Origin of the sequence: Amphibacillus cookii (genome assembly GCF_016908375.1) — a bacterium.
GTDB lineage: Bacteria > Bacillota > Bacilli > Bacillales > Amphibacillaceae > Amphibacillus_C > Amphibacillus_C cookii.
Genome location: NZ_JAFBDS010000010.1, coordinates 82,408 through 98,524 on the forward strand (window position 1 = coordinate 82,408; position 16,117 = coordinate 98,524).

At 38.7% G+C, this 16,117-nt stretch carries 15 protein-coding genes; 3 read left to right on the top strand and 12 right to left on the bottom strand.

The window, feature by feature from the left end:
• Positions 1-10 precede the first annotated feature (10 nt).
• Both JOE23_RS14480 and pxpB read right to left on the bottom strand, forming a co-directional pair.
• Positions 11-1,096 (bottom strand): 5-oxoprolinase subunit C family protein, encoded by a 1,086-nt coding sequence (locus JOE23_RS14480; RefSeq protein WP_204439479.1) that lies wholly within the window; start codon positions 1,094-1,096, stop codon positions 11-13.
• Positions 1,097-1,822, bottom strand: coding sequence for a 5-oxoprolinase subunit PxpB (gene pxpB, locus JOE23_RS14485; RefSeq protein WP_204439481.1), 726 nt, complete (start codon positions 1,820-1,822; stop codon positions 1,097-1,099).
• A gap of 422 nt (positions 1,823-2,244) precedes the next feature.
• Between pxpB and JOE23_RS14490 the strand changes: the two genes are divergently transcribed.
• Entirely contained in the window at positions 2,245-3,327 is a 1,083-nt protein-coding gene (locus JOE23_RS14490; protein WP_204439483.1) for an AI-2E family transporter, read from the top strand.
• 201 nt (positions 3,328-3,528) lie between these two features.
• Here the strand turns inward: JOE23_RS14490 and JOE23_RS14495 are convergent, their stop codons facing one another.
• From JOE23_RS14495 to JOE23_RS14520, 6 genes are all read right to left on the bottom strand, one after another.
• The gene (locus tag JOE23_RS14495) at positions 3,529-5,688 is read right to left on the bottom strand and encodes a heavy metal translocating P-type ATPase (protein WP_420827544.1); all 2,160 of its coding nucleotides are present in this window, start codon (positions 5,686-5,688) and stop codon (positions 3,529-3,531) included.
• Positions 5,672-6,064: an ArsR/SmtB family transcription factor gene (locus JOE23_RS14500; protein WP_204439487.1), complete on the bottom strand. Its 393-nt coding sequence runs from the start codon at positions 6,062-6,064 to the stop codon at positions 5,672-5,674. The genes JOE23_RS14495 and JOE23_RS14500 overlap by 17 nt, the downstream gene beginning before the upstream one ends.
• A gap of 439 nt (positions 6,065-6,503) precedes the next feature.
• Positions 6,504-6,911 (bottom strand): GNAT family N-acetyltransferase, encoded by a 408-nt coding sequence (locus JOE23_RS14505; protein ID WP_204439489.1) that lies wholly within the window; start codon positions 6,909-6,911, stop codon positions 6,504-6,506.
• A gap of 59 nt (positions 6,912-6,970) precedes the next feature.
• Positions 6,971-7,954 carry an HD domain-containing protein gene (locus tag JOE23_RS14510; RefSeq protein WP_204439491.1) on the bottom strand — a complete coding sequence of 328 codons (984 nt, stop codon included), beginning with the start codon at positions 7,952-7,954 and terminating at the stop codon, positions 6,971-6,973.
• 159 nt (positions 7,955-8,113) lie between these two features.
• Entirely contained in the window at positions 8,114-8,935 is an 822-nt protein-coding gene (locus JOE23_RS14515) for an ABC transporter permease (protein ID WP_204439493.1), read from the bottom strand.
• Positions 8,932-9,915 (bottom strand): ATP-binding cassette domain-containing protein, encoded by a 984-nt coding sequence (locus JOE23_RS14520; protein WP_204439495.1) that lies wholly within the window; start codon positions 9,913-9,915, stop codon positions 8,932-8,934. The genes JOE23_RS14515 and JOE23_RS14520 overlap by 4 nt, the downstream gene beginning before the upstream one ends.
• Positions 9,916-10,422: 507 nt before the next feature.
• Between JOE23_RS14520 and JOE23_RS14525 the strand changes: the two genes are divergently transcribed.
• Positions 10,423-10,716, top strand: coding sequence for a MazG-like family protein (locus JOE23_RS14525; protein ID WP_204439498.1), 294 nt, complete (start codon positions 10,423-10,425; stop codon positions 10,714-10,716).
• 93 nt (positions 10,717-10,809) lie between these two features.
• Here JOE23_RS14525 and JOE23_RS14530 read toward each other — a convergent pair whose 3' ends face one another.
• Entirely contained in the window at positions 10,810-11,373 is a 564-nt protein-coding gene (locus tag JOE23_RS14530) for a DNA-3-methyladenine glycosylase I (protein WP_204439500.1), read from the bottom strand.
• A gap of 579 nt (positions 11,374-11,952) precedes the next feature.
• Positions 11,953-12,792: a CsxC family protein gene (locus JOE23_RS14535; protein WP_204439502.1), complete on the bottom strand. Its 840-nt coding sequence runs from the start codon at positions 12,790-12,792 to the stop codon at positions 11,953-11,955.
• A gap of 452 nt (positions 12,793-13,244) precedes the next feature.
• On the opposite strand from JOE23_RS14535, the gene JOE23_RS14540 reads away from it, so the two are divergent.
• Positions 13,245-13,940, top strand: a complete 696-nt coding sequence (locus JOE23_RS14540; protein ID WP_204439504.1) for a hypothetical protein — start codon at positions 13,245-13,247, stop codon at positions 13,938-13,940.
• A 588-nt stretch (positions 13,941-14,528) separates the two neighbouring features.
• Here the strand turns inward: JOE23_RS14540 and JOE23_RS14545 are convergent.
• Positions 14,529-15,677: a mannitol-1-phosphate 5-dehydrogenase gene (locus JOE23_RS14545; RefSeq protein ID WP_204439506.1), complete on the bottom strand. Its 1,149-nt coding sequence runs from the start codon at positions 15,675-15,677 to the stop codon at positions 14,529-14,531.
• The gene (locus tag JOE23_RS14550) at positions 15,678-16,112 is read right to left on the bottom strand and encodes a PTS mannitol transporter subunit IIA (protein WP_204439508.1); all 435 of its coding nucleotides are present in this window, start codon (positions 16,110-16,112) and stop codon (positions 15,678-15,680) included.
• Positions 16,113-16,117 lie beyond the last annotated feature (5 nt).

Below are 16,117 nucleotides of genomic sequence, written 5' to 3' on the forward strand. Positions count from 1 at the left end.
AGATCGGTTTTTATTTATTATGCTTTTTTAAAGTTATTTTAGAATTGTGACTTCGGTAGTCAAATAAAGTTAACTCCGTTAAATCAATCGCTTCAATCAATGCCTTAACATCAGTGAAACTGAAGTCATCAGTTGGTTCAACAGTCGTTAGCTCCATCGTTTCCATCATCATACGGATATTTTCTTTTTGCTTTCTTATTAATGCTTGTGCTTGTTTGACGGTTATCATTTTAAACTTAATGGTGCATCGGTCTGGGCACTGAACCAATTTCCCTAGGTCAGCCATACAAACAACACCAATGATCGGATACCCCCCCGTCGTTTGCCGATCAGCTAATAGTACAATCGGTTGTCCCTCAGGTGGTATTTGAATTGCCCCAAACACCGTACCTTCTGATAACATACTGGCTTGCATCTCTGTTTCTAAACGCGTACCTTTTAAGCGATAGCCCATTCGATCAGATTGTCTCGATGTATGGTAGCTCCCGTCAAAAAATCGTTTGACTTGATCTGCAGAAAACATATCAATATGGGGTCCCTTAATGACTCGAACCGTTAATTCATTGATTCGATCTGTACGAGTTATTTTAGGCCATTTCCTTAAAACATGTGGTTGATCAAGGTCTATTTTTTGACGGAAAGCGAGATTATCTCCAGCTTGCAACGGCCTTCCTTCAAACCCGCCAACAAAGTAACGGGTGCTTGTGGATCGACTCCCCATTATAATAGGAAGATCAAACCCACCCGATAACGCTAGATAAGAAAAACGGGCATTTTTAATCGCTTTTGTCGCCAATTGGTCACCTGCTTGCACCATCACCCCTTGATACATCGGGATTTCCTTGCCATTAATATGTGGCTGACAATCTCCTCCAGTCATAGCAATGATAGCAGGTTCATCAAAAAGATACGAGCCGCCTGTTAACATCATTTCTATCCCCGCTTCATCAATCGGGTTATTCACTAATCGATTCGCTATCTCCAAGGCACGACGATCCATCGCGCCAGCTTCAGAGAAGCCACTATGCTGATACTTGATCCGACCAAAATCTTGAATCGTCGTAAACGCACCGGGGCGCACAACTTGAAGTCCCATCTATTCTCTCACCTCATTAATTAGCAAACGATAAGTACCCGCCTCAACTTGGTTAGCTACAACTTCATAAGTGGAGCGATCAATCGGTTTAAAACGTATATAGTCTCCAGGTTGATAGAGCACCGGTGGTGATTGCTTAGGATTGAAAAGTTTTACTGGTGTTGCACCAATTAATCGCCATCCACCTGGAGAAGCGAGTGGATAAATGCCAGTCTGTTGTCCTGCTATGCCTACTGAACCTGCTGGAATTTTTATACGCGGTTCCTCTAAACGAGGCATTGCTATCGTAGGGTCCAGTCCACCTAAATAAGCAAAACCAGGTAAGAAACCGAGCATATAAATAAGATAATTGTGTTGGCTATGACGGTTAATAATCTCAGCTATCGATAACTTTGTAAATGCTGCTATGGCTGCGAGATCTAAGCCAAACGCTTTATCATAACAAACCGGGATTTCGACGATCCTCTTTGTTTGTCGATGAACACGACCTACGTTATCTATCAAGGGTTTTAATTGATAAGATAATGTTTGAAAATCAATCTCGAGTGGCTCATACAAGACCGTTAGGGTTCGAAAAGCTGGAATCACTTCTTTTATGCCTTGAGTACCACTAGACATAATGAGAGCTGCCGCCTGATGTACACGCCCATTAATTTCTGGGTCAACTTTTTCTTCAAACTGAATTTGTAGACCATGATCACCAAAGGGAACGATTCGTGACTTCATTGGCAACACCCTCTTTCTCTAAAATAAGCGATTCTATTATCTTTGCTCTGCCTTACAAAACCGTCTTTTATAGAGAAATAGACAAGCAACAGCTTGTCTATTTCTAATTTAGTTGATATCAATCATAATGATCATATGTTAATTCATTAACCAATTGCAACGTTTAATTGATGGTCAGTAAAATCACTTTGAATTAAGGGTTCTTTCAACCTTTCTGCCTGAGTCAATTCTTGCTCAGTACGTTCAACTGCAAAAGTTATTATATCTTGATTTATCTATCCAATTAAATCGATAAACAAACTTATCACTATTATTATAACATTTTATCACCTAATAAACTTAACCAATTTGTGTTTACGCTTTAAATAATTAGGTAATGGTTATAAATAGATATTTATCAATTAAAGGAGGAGGCTAATCCAATGACAGATCAGAAAGTTTTTCGTTTTCTTATCTATGCTGTTTTAACCTTCACATTAATTTACTTACTAAACCTCACTGGATTTGTCTTTAAGCCGATCGGGACGTTATTAGCTGCGATTGCTGTTCCCGTGATTGGGGCAGGATTTCTCTATTACATTACCAATCCTTTTGTTAACTTATTAGAAAAAATAAAAGTACCACGTCTTCTAGCTATTATCATAGTCTTCCTCCTCATCATTGTGGTTATTGTTATCAGCGTTTATTTTATTATACCGCCGATTCAAGATCAGATTAATAGCCTTGCCGAAAGTGGACCGGACATACAACAATGGATTGAGGAAATGATTAACATCTGGCGCAATGGACAAGAATTTATACCTGAAAGTGTCCAAAATGCAATCGACAACATGGTTGATAATATCGGACAATACACCGAACAAATGGCTACGTCTGTCTTTAGTTTTTTAGGTGCTTTTTTTAGCTTTTTATTTTCATTCATATTAATTCCATTTTTCTTATTCTTTATGTTAAAAGATCGCGAAAAATTTATTCCTTTCATCACCAACTTCTTTAGTGAGTCAAAAGCGGAAAGTCTGACGCGATTATTAAAAAACATTAATGAAACACTCGGCTCCTTTATTCAAGGGCAAGCCTTAGTTAGTCTTAGTGTGGGGATTATGTTGTTAATAGGTTATTTAATCGTTGGCCTCGACTATGCATTAATCTTTGCTGTCTTTGCGTTGTTCATGAATTTAATTCCTTACCTAGGCCCTTGGTTATCTGCTATTCCTGCTGTTGTTGTTGGATTTTTTCAAGATCCAATGACAGGGGTTTGGACAGCTGTTGTAATGATTGTTGCTCAACAAATTGAAAGCAATTTAATTGAACCGAATATTATGGGGAAAGTGTTAAAGATACACCCGCTAACCGTAGTCATTATAATTCTAGCAGCCGGAGCAATCATCGGTTTTGTGGGCTTAATTTTTGCCGTTCCTGCTTATGCTGTCATTAAAACGATAGTTACTCATTTCTATCAAGCATATAAAAAGACACGACCCGTTGGCAAAAAAAATATTTGGTAACAGGAAAAGAGGGAGTCATTTGAGACACCCTCTTCATTATTAACACCTATTTTACGAATCCATTTCAATAATTTTATCTTTTTCATCATTATATTGATAAAAGAATGTTTGATCAGGTTGAGCATGCTACACGACGGTTGTTAATAATCACCAATTCTCTTCAGCTGATCGGCTTTGCTAACATATAATTAAACAGATGTGCTATGGTTTTACACGCATGAGTCGCATACTATTTAATGAGACAAGCAGAGTAGCTCCCATATCCGATAAAATAGCAATCCATAAGGTGAGCCAACCCGGAACAACTAATAACAAGGCCACCAACTTAATCAAAATTGAGAATGTTATATTGGACTTAATAACACGCAGTGTTTTGCGGCTTAACTTTACAACAAAAGGCAATTTAGTCAAATCATCACCCATCAATGCTACATCAGCCGTTTCTAGAGCGGTATCTGTTCCAGCGCTTCCCATTGCAATTCCTACAGTAGCAGCAGCTAAAGCTGGTGCATCATTTACACCATCACCGACCATTGCCACTTTACCAAATTGATCGCTTAATGCCCTGATTGCATTTAATTTATCTTCAGGCATAAGCTCTGCCTGCGTTCGTGTTACACCAACCTGTTCGCCAATTGCATGAGCGGTTATTTGATTATCACCTGTTAACATAACCGTTTCTTGAATATTAGCTTCATGTAGATGACGCACGACGGATGCACTCGATTGACGTACTTGATCAGCTACAGCAATGACAGCCAGCAATGCTCCCGTTGTGCCAACGAGCATAACCGTTTGGCCCTGTAATTGAAGAGCTTTGATACGCGTCTCAATCGATCGATCAATTCGTTCTGAAAAGTGTTCCTGAAACAAATGTGGGCTCCCAATCCAGTAAACTTCTCCAGCTATTGTCCCCTTAATCCCCTTACCGGTTAAAGACTGGAACTCTCTGACATCAATCGTTTCAAATCCAGTACCCTCAGCTTGCTTTAAAATAGCGGAGGCCAGTGGATGTTGCGATTGATATTCAAGTGCAGCAATGTTTTTTAACAATTCATCCTTATCTCGTTGATCGGATAAAACCTGATAAGTTGTAACAACAGGCACACCTTTGGTTAATGTTCCCGTTTTATCAAAAGCGATTGCCTTTAAAGATCCGAGCTCTTCTAGATAGATACCACCTTTTATCAGAATGCCATTTCTAGCTGCATTTCCAATCGCGGAAACAATCGAGATCGGCGTTGATACCACTAATGCACACGGACAGCCAACAACAAGAACAGCTAACCCTTGGTAGATCCATGTTTGCCAACTCAGCCCGAATGACAGTGGAGGAATGATCGCAACAAGTAATGCAATGATCATGATCGCTGGTGTATAATACTTAGCAAATTTATCGACAAAAGCTTGAGCCGGTGCCCGCTCTGCTTGTGCCTCTTCAACCAAATGAATGATCTTAGCAATTGTTGTATCTTTAACATGCTTAGTCACGCGTACTTCCAATAATCCTTCTTCATTTAACGTACCCGCAAAAACAGTGTCCTCGACATGCTTTTCAACAGGGACGGATTCACCAGTGATCGCTGCTTGATTAACAGAAGAATGCCCTTTGACTACAACGCCGTCCATCGCAATTTTCTCCCCCGGCTTCACAATCATATCATCGCCAACTTCAATCGACTCAACCGGTACCATTTGATCTTGCCCATTCCGTCTAATTAATGCTCTTTTCGGCGCAATATTCATTAACGATTGAATGGAACGACGGGCACGATCCATTGAAAAACGCTCCAGTTCTTCACTAATGGCAAATAAAATGACGACGACCGCAACTTCAAACCACTCCCCAATAATCGCACCACCGATTACTGCCAATGTCATCAATGTCTTCATATCAAAATCAAATTGGCGTAAATTTATCAACCCTACTTTTAAAAGGTCTGATCCAGCAGCGAAAATTGTTATCACAAATAGAAGAATCGTAACGATATTTTCTTCTCCATTAATGAAAAAAGAGATGATACCCGTGAGTAAGAACAGCATCGAAAACAACAAATTATAGTATTTTTTGTAGAAAGGTATTTTCCCTTCATTATCGTAATCGGCACTTTCACCAGCCGGTAATGATTGCTCGTGTTCAGGTGTAACCTTTAAGTGTTCAAAAGCACCCGCTTTCTCTAATTGCTCCACCGAAGCTTCGCCATAAACAGAAATTTTTGAAGCACCGAAATTTACCTTCGCTTCCGAGACACCAGGAAGTGCATTAACATTTCGCTCAAATTTTCCAGCGCAGTTAGCGCATGAGAATCCTTGTACTCGGTAAACATGCTTATTAGCTGGATCATTATTTTTCTGAATCACGATCATCAACCTCTTTTCCATGAACAATCCCAATGGTAATTAATGTTTTCACATGATCATCATCTAACGCATAGTAGACGAGCTTGCCTTGCTTCTCACTTTTCGCTAAACCTAGCTTTTTGAGATGACGCAAATGATGCGATGCTGTTGCTGTTGATGAGCCAATAATATGGGCCACATCACAGACACACAATTTTTCTTCTTGTGTTAAAGCATAAGCAATTTTCAAGCGTGTCTCATCACATAAAGCTTTAAACATATCTGCTACAGAAGCAAGACGCTCACGCTCAACCATTGCCTTGACGCGATATACTTTATCTTCATTAAAACTGAGTACTTCACATGTATCATTTGTTCCTTTATTCTCTTTACTCATATGATCCACCTTCATTCAAATGTTTGTTTGATTATATTTACATTCTAATAATCATTTGAATGTTAGTCAATAGACATTCAAACTATAATTTGAATATATAATTAAAAACGCTTATTTGCTCTTCCTAAGCACATGAATCTAAGTATACAAAAAGGACTTGATCATCATATTGATGACCAAACCCTTTTTCGAACTTTTATCACAGTTAACCGACCGTAAAACACCCACCTCAAAATAGAGAACAGCGGTCAATCGATTGAGAGGGGCCTGATTCACGCAACGAACGTGCAATCAGCGGGCGAAGGAAGAGCCCACCACTGGATTGAAGGTTTGTTTTATTTGTTTTTTTGAATACTCACTTCTTTAAAGCCATTTTACATATTGAAATTATTATTTAAATTAACGCCTACTCTGATAAATAAATCAACAGAACTCCAGGTCATTTATACATCTTAAACATGCCTTGTGAATAAGGATATGTATAGGTAAAGCCAAATTGAGCATATAATTTATCGGCTGGACCATCAGCGATTAAACTTACATAAGAACCTGGGTAAGTGTGTTGATCTAAATAGGTCATTAATTCAGTCATAATGACTTTACCCAATCCTCGACCTTGATAACTCGGTTTAACGACAACATCAACGATTTGAAAAGCGGTGCCCCCATCACCGATGATTCGCCCTAACCCTATTAACATTTCTTGATCATAAATACATACTGTAAACAGCGCATTTTTTAACCCTATTTCTGCCGCTTGCTGTGACTTTTCGCTCATCCCACCTTCAACCCGCAAAGCAATATACGCCATTGGATCTGGTGCATGATAATGTATGGCGTAGTCCATCAAATCTACTCCTTTCTTTTTTTAAGCATTCATACTCAGTCATTAATTAAGATTAAATTTTATTTTACAGAAAAAATCTTAACATAAGCACCTGTTTGTGCTTTTTGATACGTCGTTTCCTTTACTGCCTTTGCGTGTTCTGATAACTGTGAGGCGCTAACTAGCTGATAGCCATCCCATATAGAGGGGTCGACAAGGCGGATTTTGCTCTTTCGATACACATCATAATCACACTGATGACCTGCTTGTACAATCACATCTGAATGTAATTGAGATAAATAACTCTGTATCTGTGGTTGTTGGGAATCTTTAAGTTTAGTCATAACGGTGTTGTCATCTGTTAAAAGATCATTAAAATGTATTATCTTTTCAGTTAACGCTATTTTTAAAACGCGCGCTAATCGATCATAACCATATACATTTAATGGGTCTAAGAAAAAATCAATCACTTCTTTATGATAGGTTTCCATAAACCACGTAGCTGCATCTAACTGATCAAGATAGAGCCTACCGTTCACGACAATTAAATGATCCAGGAAAGTTTGCACTTCTTTTATCGAAATATGACCATACCTGTGCATGTCCCTTATCGTATAGTCGATACGATCAGCACAAAGCTCAGGAGCAGATTGTTCAAGTAAGGTCCATTTCTTTTGATTAAACAAAATATCATCACTATCATAAGCATACTTAGCAAGTATTGATGGGATCTCTGATTCCAATACGACATGTTGATAAATCTGTTCATGATAATCTTCATGTTGGTTATCTAAAGCAAAATCAATCACATGAGAAAATGCCGTATGGGAAATATCATGGAGTAATCCAACAATTTGCTCAGCAATTGAACCACCCACTTTTTTGATCAATAACATCACACCAACTGAATGCTCGTAACGTGTGACCTCCCAATCTGGGTTGACTAAATAGCTGGCTCCACCTTGATGGATCTTCTTTAACCGTTGCACAGGTTGACTCTGGATAAGTTCGACTAATACGTTGTCCAACTGAAACTCACCATATAATGGATCTGCGATATGCAAATTCTCCCCTCCCTTTCTAATAAATAAATTATAATTTATTATACTGAGCAAATCAAGAACGCACGTTCTCTTTTTGGGTGTTTACGGACGGTTACCTGTGATTAAATAAATGAAGAGGCTATATTTTTCATATAGCCTCTTTATCTCCAACCCCATTTTTTATTTGCGTTTATATAAAAACATCGTTAATGGTCCAAAAATGGCAATTAATAAAACTGAAACCACACACACCCACAATAAAGCATGATAATCTGGTGTGCCCTCCATAAATCCTCTAACCGCATCAACTAATAATGATATAGGATTTACCTTAACAAAAGCGGCTAACCAATTTGGCATCGTTTCAGGCGCCACAAATACATTACTGACAAACGTTGTTGGGAAAAGAATCATCATACTAGCTGCCATTAATGACTTCTCTGAACGCATAATTAAACTAAGTGTTGTCCAAATCCATGAAATGCTGAAGGAAAAAAACAATAGAATAGCCAAACCTAAGATAATACCTAAAATACCACCATCTGCTCGAAAGCCTAGTAAATAACCTAAAATAAGCATAATCGTAGAGGCCATTAAGTAACGAACAACATCAACGATCAAAGCACCGACCAATACAGATGGATTCCATATTGGCAACGTTCGAAAGCGATCAAAGATCCCTTTTTTAATATCGTTATTTAATTCAATTCCCGTGTACATGGTGATCATTACAACTGTTAAAACTAAGATACCAGGTAAAACAAATTGCAAATAGGCACTTGTAGAACCGGCAATAGCGCCACCAAACAAATAAGTAAACATAAGCAAATAAATAACAGGAAAAGCAGTGACATCAAATAATTGCTCAGGAACATATTTTATTTTCAACAGCATTCGCCCACTAAAAGTTGCACATGTCGATAATGGACTTGCTTTTTTTGGACGTGAACGATTAGACAATGCTTGTTTAAGGGCTTCTGTTTGATTTAGATTTTGACTCATACATTCCCCTCCGCTTCTTTTACTTGATCCTCAACTGGTTTTCCGGTTAATGTTAGGAATACTTCATCAAGACTCGGTTGACCTAGCGAAAAATCTGTAATCGTTATATTAGCAGATGCCAAATCTGTCAACGCTCGGGCAACATGTTTATGATCTGACACTTGGGCTGTGATCACTAACGGATCCGAACCAAGTTGAACATCCACTTCTAGGGCCCCTTTTAATATCTGTGCTGCGTCGTCACGAGCTTCAGGATCTAATACGCGAACATGCAATTTACCGCTTCCAACAGATGCCTTCAGTTCACTACTCGTCCCCTCTGCAATCACTTTTCCATGATCAATCACCGCAATTCGGTCAGCAAGCTGGTCGGCTTCATCTAAGTATTGCGTGGTCAAGAGGACGGTTGTTCCAGCATCAACCAACAAGCGGATAATATCCCAAACTTGGTTTCGACTTCTAGGGTCTAGACCGGTTGTTGGCTCATCCAAAAATAGTATTTCAGGTGAAACAATAATACTTGCAGCTATATCAAGGCGCCTTCTCATACCGCCCGAATAATTTTTCACCTGTCTTTTGGCCGCATCCTGTAAGTCAAAAGCAGTCAAAAGTTCTTGACCACGTTGTTTTGCTTCTTTTCGTGTGAACCCCAATAAGCGACCTATCATCACCATATTTTCCATCCCTGATAAATCTTCATCTAATGAGGCAAACTGGCCCGTTAAACTAATGCGCTGTCTGACTTGATCAGCATCTTTACTCACATCAAAACCAAGTACTTTGGCCTTGCCTGCGTCAGCTTTCAACAATGTCGTTAACATACGAATCGTTGTCGTCTTACCTGCACCATTCGGCCCTAGCACACCGTAAATGGTGCCTTTTTTTACAGATAAATCTACCCCATCAACTGCTCGGTTCTCGCCAAAATGCTTAACAAGACCCACTGTTTCAATCGCCAATTCTTCTTTTGAATTTGACATCGAACTCACATCCCTTTCTCTAAATATGTAGTAGTATAAAAAACAAAACTTCGATCAGTGAGCGGAGGGCTACAGGATGCAGGTCATCTAGACGTGGGCCTACAGGATGTAGGTCATGCAGACGTTGCCACAGGACGTGGCGGTTTTAGTCTGTCATCCTTCTTAAAGATGTGGTGGTTTTAGTCTACGATCTTACCCACCCACTAATGGTTCGTTGCGTGAATCAGGACATTAGCGTTCCCGTTAGCGCCCTTCTAAATAGATTGACCTCTACTCTCTATTTTGTGATGGGCGGTTTACGAACGGTTATCTGTGATAAAATTCAAATTAAAATAATAGCAATCACAACATCGTCTCGAAAACTCTAATAATAAAGTACTACTAGAATAAATTCGGCAAACACCCGAACAAATCCTTTATCTTTTTCTTAAAGTATCACCATTCTATCCATCTAACAGATAAGATATAATAAAGGCTAACGTCTATTTAAAGTAGGGAGAGATACAAATGGAACAACTCATTCAAGACATTAAGCAAATGAGTGCACATGAGAAAAAGACACTCGAACAAATGGGACTTAAGCTGTCTGAAGAAGTCGGTGAAACAAATCAAGCGATCTTGTCTTATTTAAAAGCAAGTGGCAATGCTTATAAACAGCTCGGCTTAGACGACGTCAAAGAAGAGTGTGTCGATGTTATGTTAATTGCTTTGGCGTTATATTTTAGATTGTCTGAATCAGACGACGAACTTAAGGCGCTCATACGAAAAAAGCTTAAAAAATGGCAAGAGAAAGTAAATTAGGTTAATGTATAATCCACATTATAATTATTATGGCGTTTATCCATTAAAACGTCATAATAATTCACGACCATTTACCTTAACCATAACTTTTACTTATCGCTTATTAATAGAATGATACTGGCATGTTATCAGATGATCGTCTACCATACCTATAGCCTGCATGAAAGAATAGATAGTGACTGGTCCAACAAATTTAAAACCGCGCTTTTTTAAATCTCTACTAATCTGTTTAGATAACAGCGTCTCAACAGGGATTTGTTTTTCCGAACGCCAACTATTTACAACTGGCTTATCATCCAAATAGTGCCAAAAGAATTTTGCTAAACTACCGAATTCCTCTTGAATCTTCAATACGGCTTTAGCGTTATTTCGAACAGATTGCAACTTGGCCAAATGTTTAATTACATCACCCTCTGCTTTAATCTGTGCTAATTGTTGATCAGTTAACCTTGCGCAATAGTTGATATCGAAATTGTGAAACGCAGCTCGATAACCTTGGCGCTTTGATAAAACAATATACCATGACAAACCTGCTTGTGCACCTTCTAATGATAACATTTCAAACAAATAACGATCATCTTTACTAATCACACCCCACTCATTATCATGATAGCTTTGCATGAGTGTATGATTGCCAGGCCAAGAACACGATCCCATTATGTATTCCCCCTCGTATAATATGTTTTTAAACCTATTAATTCTACTCACTTTTCCGAATGGCAGCTTAATAACGCGTTAGCTTTCACTGCTGAAGGACACTTTCCGAAAGACAGATTTAAAAAGTATTAGCTAAATCTTTGAACGAAATTCCAGTACAACACTTCATTTTACTAGTCTAGTTTAACTTTAATTTTAGCAAATTGAACCTTGACAATTAAATCATTCATTATTTACTGACATCATATCACAGGTTTTCTATTCCAAATATTAATGTAGTCGCTCAATATGATAACAGACACTAATTCCATTCTAACAAATTCAACCACCTATTCGCATGATTATTTCGATGATCATCTCCTCTAGCTATGATACGTATCGACCATGGGTCGCCCCCACCGATTAGTCGTTAAGTGAATGAAGACATTAGCGCCGTTAGTTCCCGCCTTAATAGAGGATCTCTGCTCTCTATTTTGAGCCAGCGGTTATCTGTGATAAAAAACGTCAATCCATTTATTAAAGAAGTAGTAATAGTAAATAAAAACTCTGTTTCATGAAGCAACAGAGTTTTTATAGACGTTATTTATCGAGACTCTCAATCCTAGCAACAATCGCTTTAATCCGTTCTTTTGCACTTTCATATTCCTGATCATTTGTCGTAGCTTGAGCTTTACTATCTTGTTTTTCGTTCTTAGCTACTTTGCCCTCACTCGGTTGATCAACTTGGGCTCCAAAGCCTCCTATCGGTAAAGAAGTTTGTTGCTTTTGATAAAGTTTAAAGAATAAGACAACTTCTGCTTTTTCTACGATTTTGTGAAAGCGCCCATATTGATCGACGTCTTTATGAAGATCTAAATCGTTGACCACGCTAAATAGCAACTTACACTCTATCGGTTCATTATAAAATTCATAACTGGCTCCACCTGAAACGTGGCGCTCCGCCCCATGACCTTTTTTGTCAAGATATATTCTCTCATTGGATATGGTAGATTTTTGACTAAACTGCTCTTCCGGTGATCGGAAAACCCGAAAGCTTTGGTTACAGCTGAACGGCACGTTAACAGCATAGTCATGCACGTAACCTTTATAATCATCTACATATTGAATATTTTTATGAACATAACCTGACACAAATACTTTTACTTCAGGAAAAAAGCCTCGCCCCGGAATGACTGATGGAATCGCTTTGCACTGCGTAATATGCACATTTCTCTTTATACTCTTAATTTCTCTAGCTTGAGAAGGAAGCTTAATTTCTGACTCGACTAATGCCTGTAATTCGGCATCTGCTAAAACAACAGGAATATACGCATTCCCACCAAAATAAGATGCGCTGTCACAGTCTACTCTGGTTGTCTTCGCTTCGTGCTGCTTTATTGGCTTCTTGCACATCGCTTCTAATTGATTTTTCTCCTCCAAATAAGTCCTCTCCTTTCTTTATCAATTATCTTTCAATATTGGTATATGCTTGAAAGAGAGGATTGGCATGGTCTAAGTGTGGAAGGTATATAACCATTTTCATAATGATGGCTAACACTAAAAAGAAATCAATCGGTCCTATCAAATCACATTTGTCCCCTTATGCATGCATTGAATGGTTTCACGTTTTTTCATAAAATAAAACTTCAACCAGTTGGCATTTACGTTTTTAACCCACTGATGGTTAGCTGAGTGAATCAGGACATTAACGTCCGTTATCTTCCACCTAAATAGATGATCGCTGCTCTCTATTTCGAGACGGACGCTTATCTGTGATAAATAATTTCATGGAAAATACGTTAATCTAATTAACAACTATGGTAAACTTTATTATACAATTACACGGTCGAATCGTGTTATAAATGAAACCATAAATATAAAGGAAGGTTTATATGTCGCATGATAAAATAGCAGCAACATACGATCGATTATGGCAAGAAGCGATTAAAGCGAAAGCATTTAATGTTGGCACAGACCTTTTAAATCAACAAGACGACTCTAAACGTGCTATTTCTCTGATCTGTCGTCCATCACGAGCTGTCCAACAGGCAATTATGCGTTTTTTAAAACAGGCTTACCAGTTAGAACCCGATCAATATTATTATCAACCGACTGAATTCCATACAACGATTCTTTCAATTATCTCATGTGCCTCGCATATAGATACGAGTCAACTCAGTTACACACCATACATAGAAGCCATTGAAAAAGCTGTACGCACTATTCCTTCATTTCAAATTAACTACGAAGGCATCACCGCCTCACCGGACGGTGTGATGATTCAAGGCTTTCCCGATGATTCAACATTGGTGTTATTACGAGACAACATCAGGAAAAATATTAAAGAAGCAGATGTACTGAATACATTGGATCAACGCTATAAAGCCCACACTGCCCATATTACTTGCCTCCGATTTCAGCAGTCTTATCTAAAACATAGGAAAGATTTTTTTAACTTCTTAGCAGAGAATCGATCCTTGTCCTTTGGAACAAGTAAAATTTCTGAGATAGAGTTGGTAAGAAATAATTGGTTCATGCAGCATGACCAGACAGAACAGATAGCGACTGTTCCGTTGCTATCCACATGAAAGTTTTTGAGCAAACGTTCAAAACTTAAATTTCTTTCACAGGCTGGAAAGCTTTAAATAATAAGAGGCTGTATTGTATAAAGGAAGGGGCTTGGGGATCAGGAATAGCGGTCGAGAATCGCAGGGCTACAAACGGTGAAGTTTTCTCCAGGAAAGGGTAAAAACGAACCTTCAATCAGTAGACGGAGGGCTACAGGATGTAGGTTATGCAGACGTGGGCCTACAGGATGTAGGTTATGCAGACGTTGCCACAGGACGTGGCGGTCTTAGTCTGTAATCCTTCTTAAAATTAAGGACGTGGCGGTCTTAGTCCGTAATCCTTCTTAAAGATGTGGGGGTTTTAGTCTACGATCTTACCCACCCACTAATGGTTCGTTGAGTGAATCCGAACATTAGCGTCCGTTATCACCACCTCAATCGATTTGCTCTACTCTCTATTTTGAGGTGGGGTTTTACGGACGGTTATCTGTGATAAATGAAGACCGAACATATCCGTTCGATCTTCATTTATGATCTTTGTCATAACTGCGACACCCCAACAGAAACTTAGCATTGATCAGTTCGCCAACTATCAAGGTGAACTAACCCTCAAGTTAATGCATCTAATTGTTTTATAACCGCTTCAATCAACGGATGATCTTGTCCTAGTTCAGCGACCTCTGCCAATGCTTGCGAATAACCCTTGGCGTTTACTTTTGTTTGAAGTTCAACTGCTTCTTGATCTTCTTGATAATCAAAACTTAATGCCGCAGCAATTGCCTTAGCTAGATAAACCGGCTCTTCGCCAAATAATTCAAGATACAACGTAGCCGGTCGAATGAATCGATCATTTTTACTCAATTTCCGTAACGGCCCTCGTGCTACACGTGTCACTTGATCAGATATATGTGGATTTAGAAAGCGCGAAATAATTTTCTCAATGTAGGCCTCGTGTTCTGCTTGATCAAATCCAAACTGCTTCACAATCACGCGCCCGGTTTCTTTTAAAGCACCCTTGACTAAACTGAGCACTTGAGAAGAATCCATCGCTTCCTTAATTGTACTGAACCCCATGTTATAACCTAAATAAGCAGCAACTGCATGACCTGTATTAACGGTAAACAGCTTGCGCTCTATAAATGGAGCAAGATCAGATACATAAGTAACTCCTGCAATATTAGGCTTCTCCCCTTTAATCGCTTCTTGATCAACCACCCACTCATAGTAAGGTTCAACCGACACGGTCAATAATTGTTCATGTGATTGATTAGGAACGATTCGATCAACAGCAGCATTTGGAAAACCAACACGTTTATTGATCATACTTTGATCCTGAGCAGACATGTTCTCAAGTATATGATCTTTTAATAAGCCACTTCCGCCAATCATATTCTCACAAGCAATCACGTTAACCGAGGGTTTATTTTCTTTTAGACGCTTTGCTAAGCCTTTAGCAAGTAATTCAGCAATAATCGGTAAGATAGAGGCGCCTACGGCTGTTGTAATGATATCTGCCTCAACAATTGCATCCACTACCGCTTCAGGGTTTGTTGCACTATTAATACCAGAAATATTTGTTACTTGTTCCTGATTTTGTGCTTGGTCAGCCAGTATCACCGTATACGTTTGTTTTTGATTGATTTCATCAATGACTTGCTTATTAATATCAACAAAAGTCGTGTGATATCCTGATCTGTCTAGCAGCAAGCCAATAAAGCCTCGACCAATATTACCTGCACCAAAATGAACAGCCTTCATTTAGTTCACCCCACTAAAAAGATCAATAATTTCTTGCTTTGAAGAAGCTTGAATTAAGATCTGAATATTATTTTCCTCTGCACAAACTAGGGCGATTTTTGATAAAATCTCCAAGTGTTCGTCTCCTTTTCCAGCAATCCCTATTAAAATATTGACCGTATTACCATTAAAATCGACACCATCAGGGCAAATAACAACAGATAACCCGGTTTCCTTCACTGCTTTTTTGGCATCCTCAGTACCATGTGGAATCGCCACATTATTGCCGATATATGTCGTTGTCACCTGTTCTCTTTCTATCATTTTATCGACATATGATGCTTCTACATAGCCATTATCAACTAATATTTGTCCAGTAAAGCGGATTGCCGCTTCTTTATCTGTTAATGTTGCTCCTAAAGTGATATTGTCTTTTGTCAAAATTTCTTTTGCCATGTTGA

Excerpts from the sequence above, each read along its gene's own strand:
- JOE23_RS14480 (WP_204439479.1), bottom strand. The coding sequence starts at position 1,096 with ATGGGACTTCAAGTTGTGCGCCCCGGTGCGTTTACGACGATTCAAGAT.
- pxpB (WP_204439481.1), bottom strand. The coding sequence starts at position 1,822 with ATGAAGTCACGAATCGTTCCCTTTGGTGATCATGGTCTACAAATTCAG.
- JOE23_RS14490 (WP_204439483.1), top strand. The coding sequence starts at position 2,245 with ATGACAGATCAGAAAGTTTTTCGTTTTCTTATCTATGCTGTTTTAACC.
- JOE23_RS14500 (WP_204439487.1), bottom strand. The coding sequence starts at position 6,064 with ATGAGTAAAGAGAATAAAGGAACAAATGATACATGTGAAGTACTCAGT.
- JOE23_RS14505 (WP_204439489.1), bottom strand. The coding sequence starts at position 6,911 with ATGGACTACGCCATACATTATCATGCACCAGATCCAATGGCGTATATT.
- JOE23_RS14515 (WP_204439493.1), bottom strand. The coding sequence starts at position 8,935 with ATGAGTCAAAATCTAAATCAAACAGAAGCCCTTAAACAAGCATTGTCT.
- JOE23_RS14520 (WP_204439495.1), bottom strand. The coding sequence starts at position 9,915 with ATGTCAAATTCAAAAGAAGAATTGGCGATTGAAACAGTGGGTCTTGTT.
- JOE23_RS14525 (WP_204439498.1), top strand. The coding sequence starts at position 10,423 with ATGGAACAACTCATTCAAGACATTAAGCAAATGAGTGCACATGAGAAA.
- JOE23_RS14530 (WP_204439500.1), bottom strand. The coding sequence starts at position 11,373 with ATGGGATCGTGTTCTTGGCCTGGCAATCATACACTCATGCAAAGCTAT.
- JOE23_RS14540 (WP_204439504.1), top strand. The coding sequence starts at position 13,245 with ATGTCGCATGATAAAATAGCAGCAACATACGATCGATTATGGCAAGAA.
- JOE23_RS14545 (WP_204439506.1), bottom strand. The coding sequence starts at position 15,677 with ATGAAGGCTGTTCATTTTGGTGCAGGTAATATTGGTCGAGGCTTTATT.
- JOE23_RS14550 (WP_204439508.1), bottom strand. The coding sequence starts at position 16,112 with ATGGCAAAAGAAATTTTGACAAAAGACAATATCACTTTAGGAGCAACA.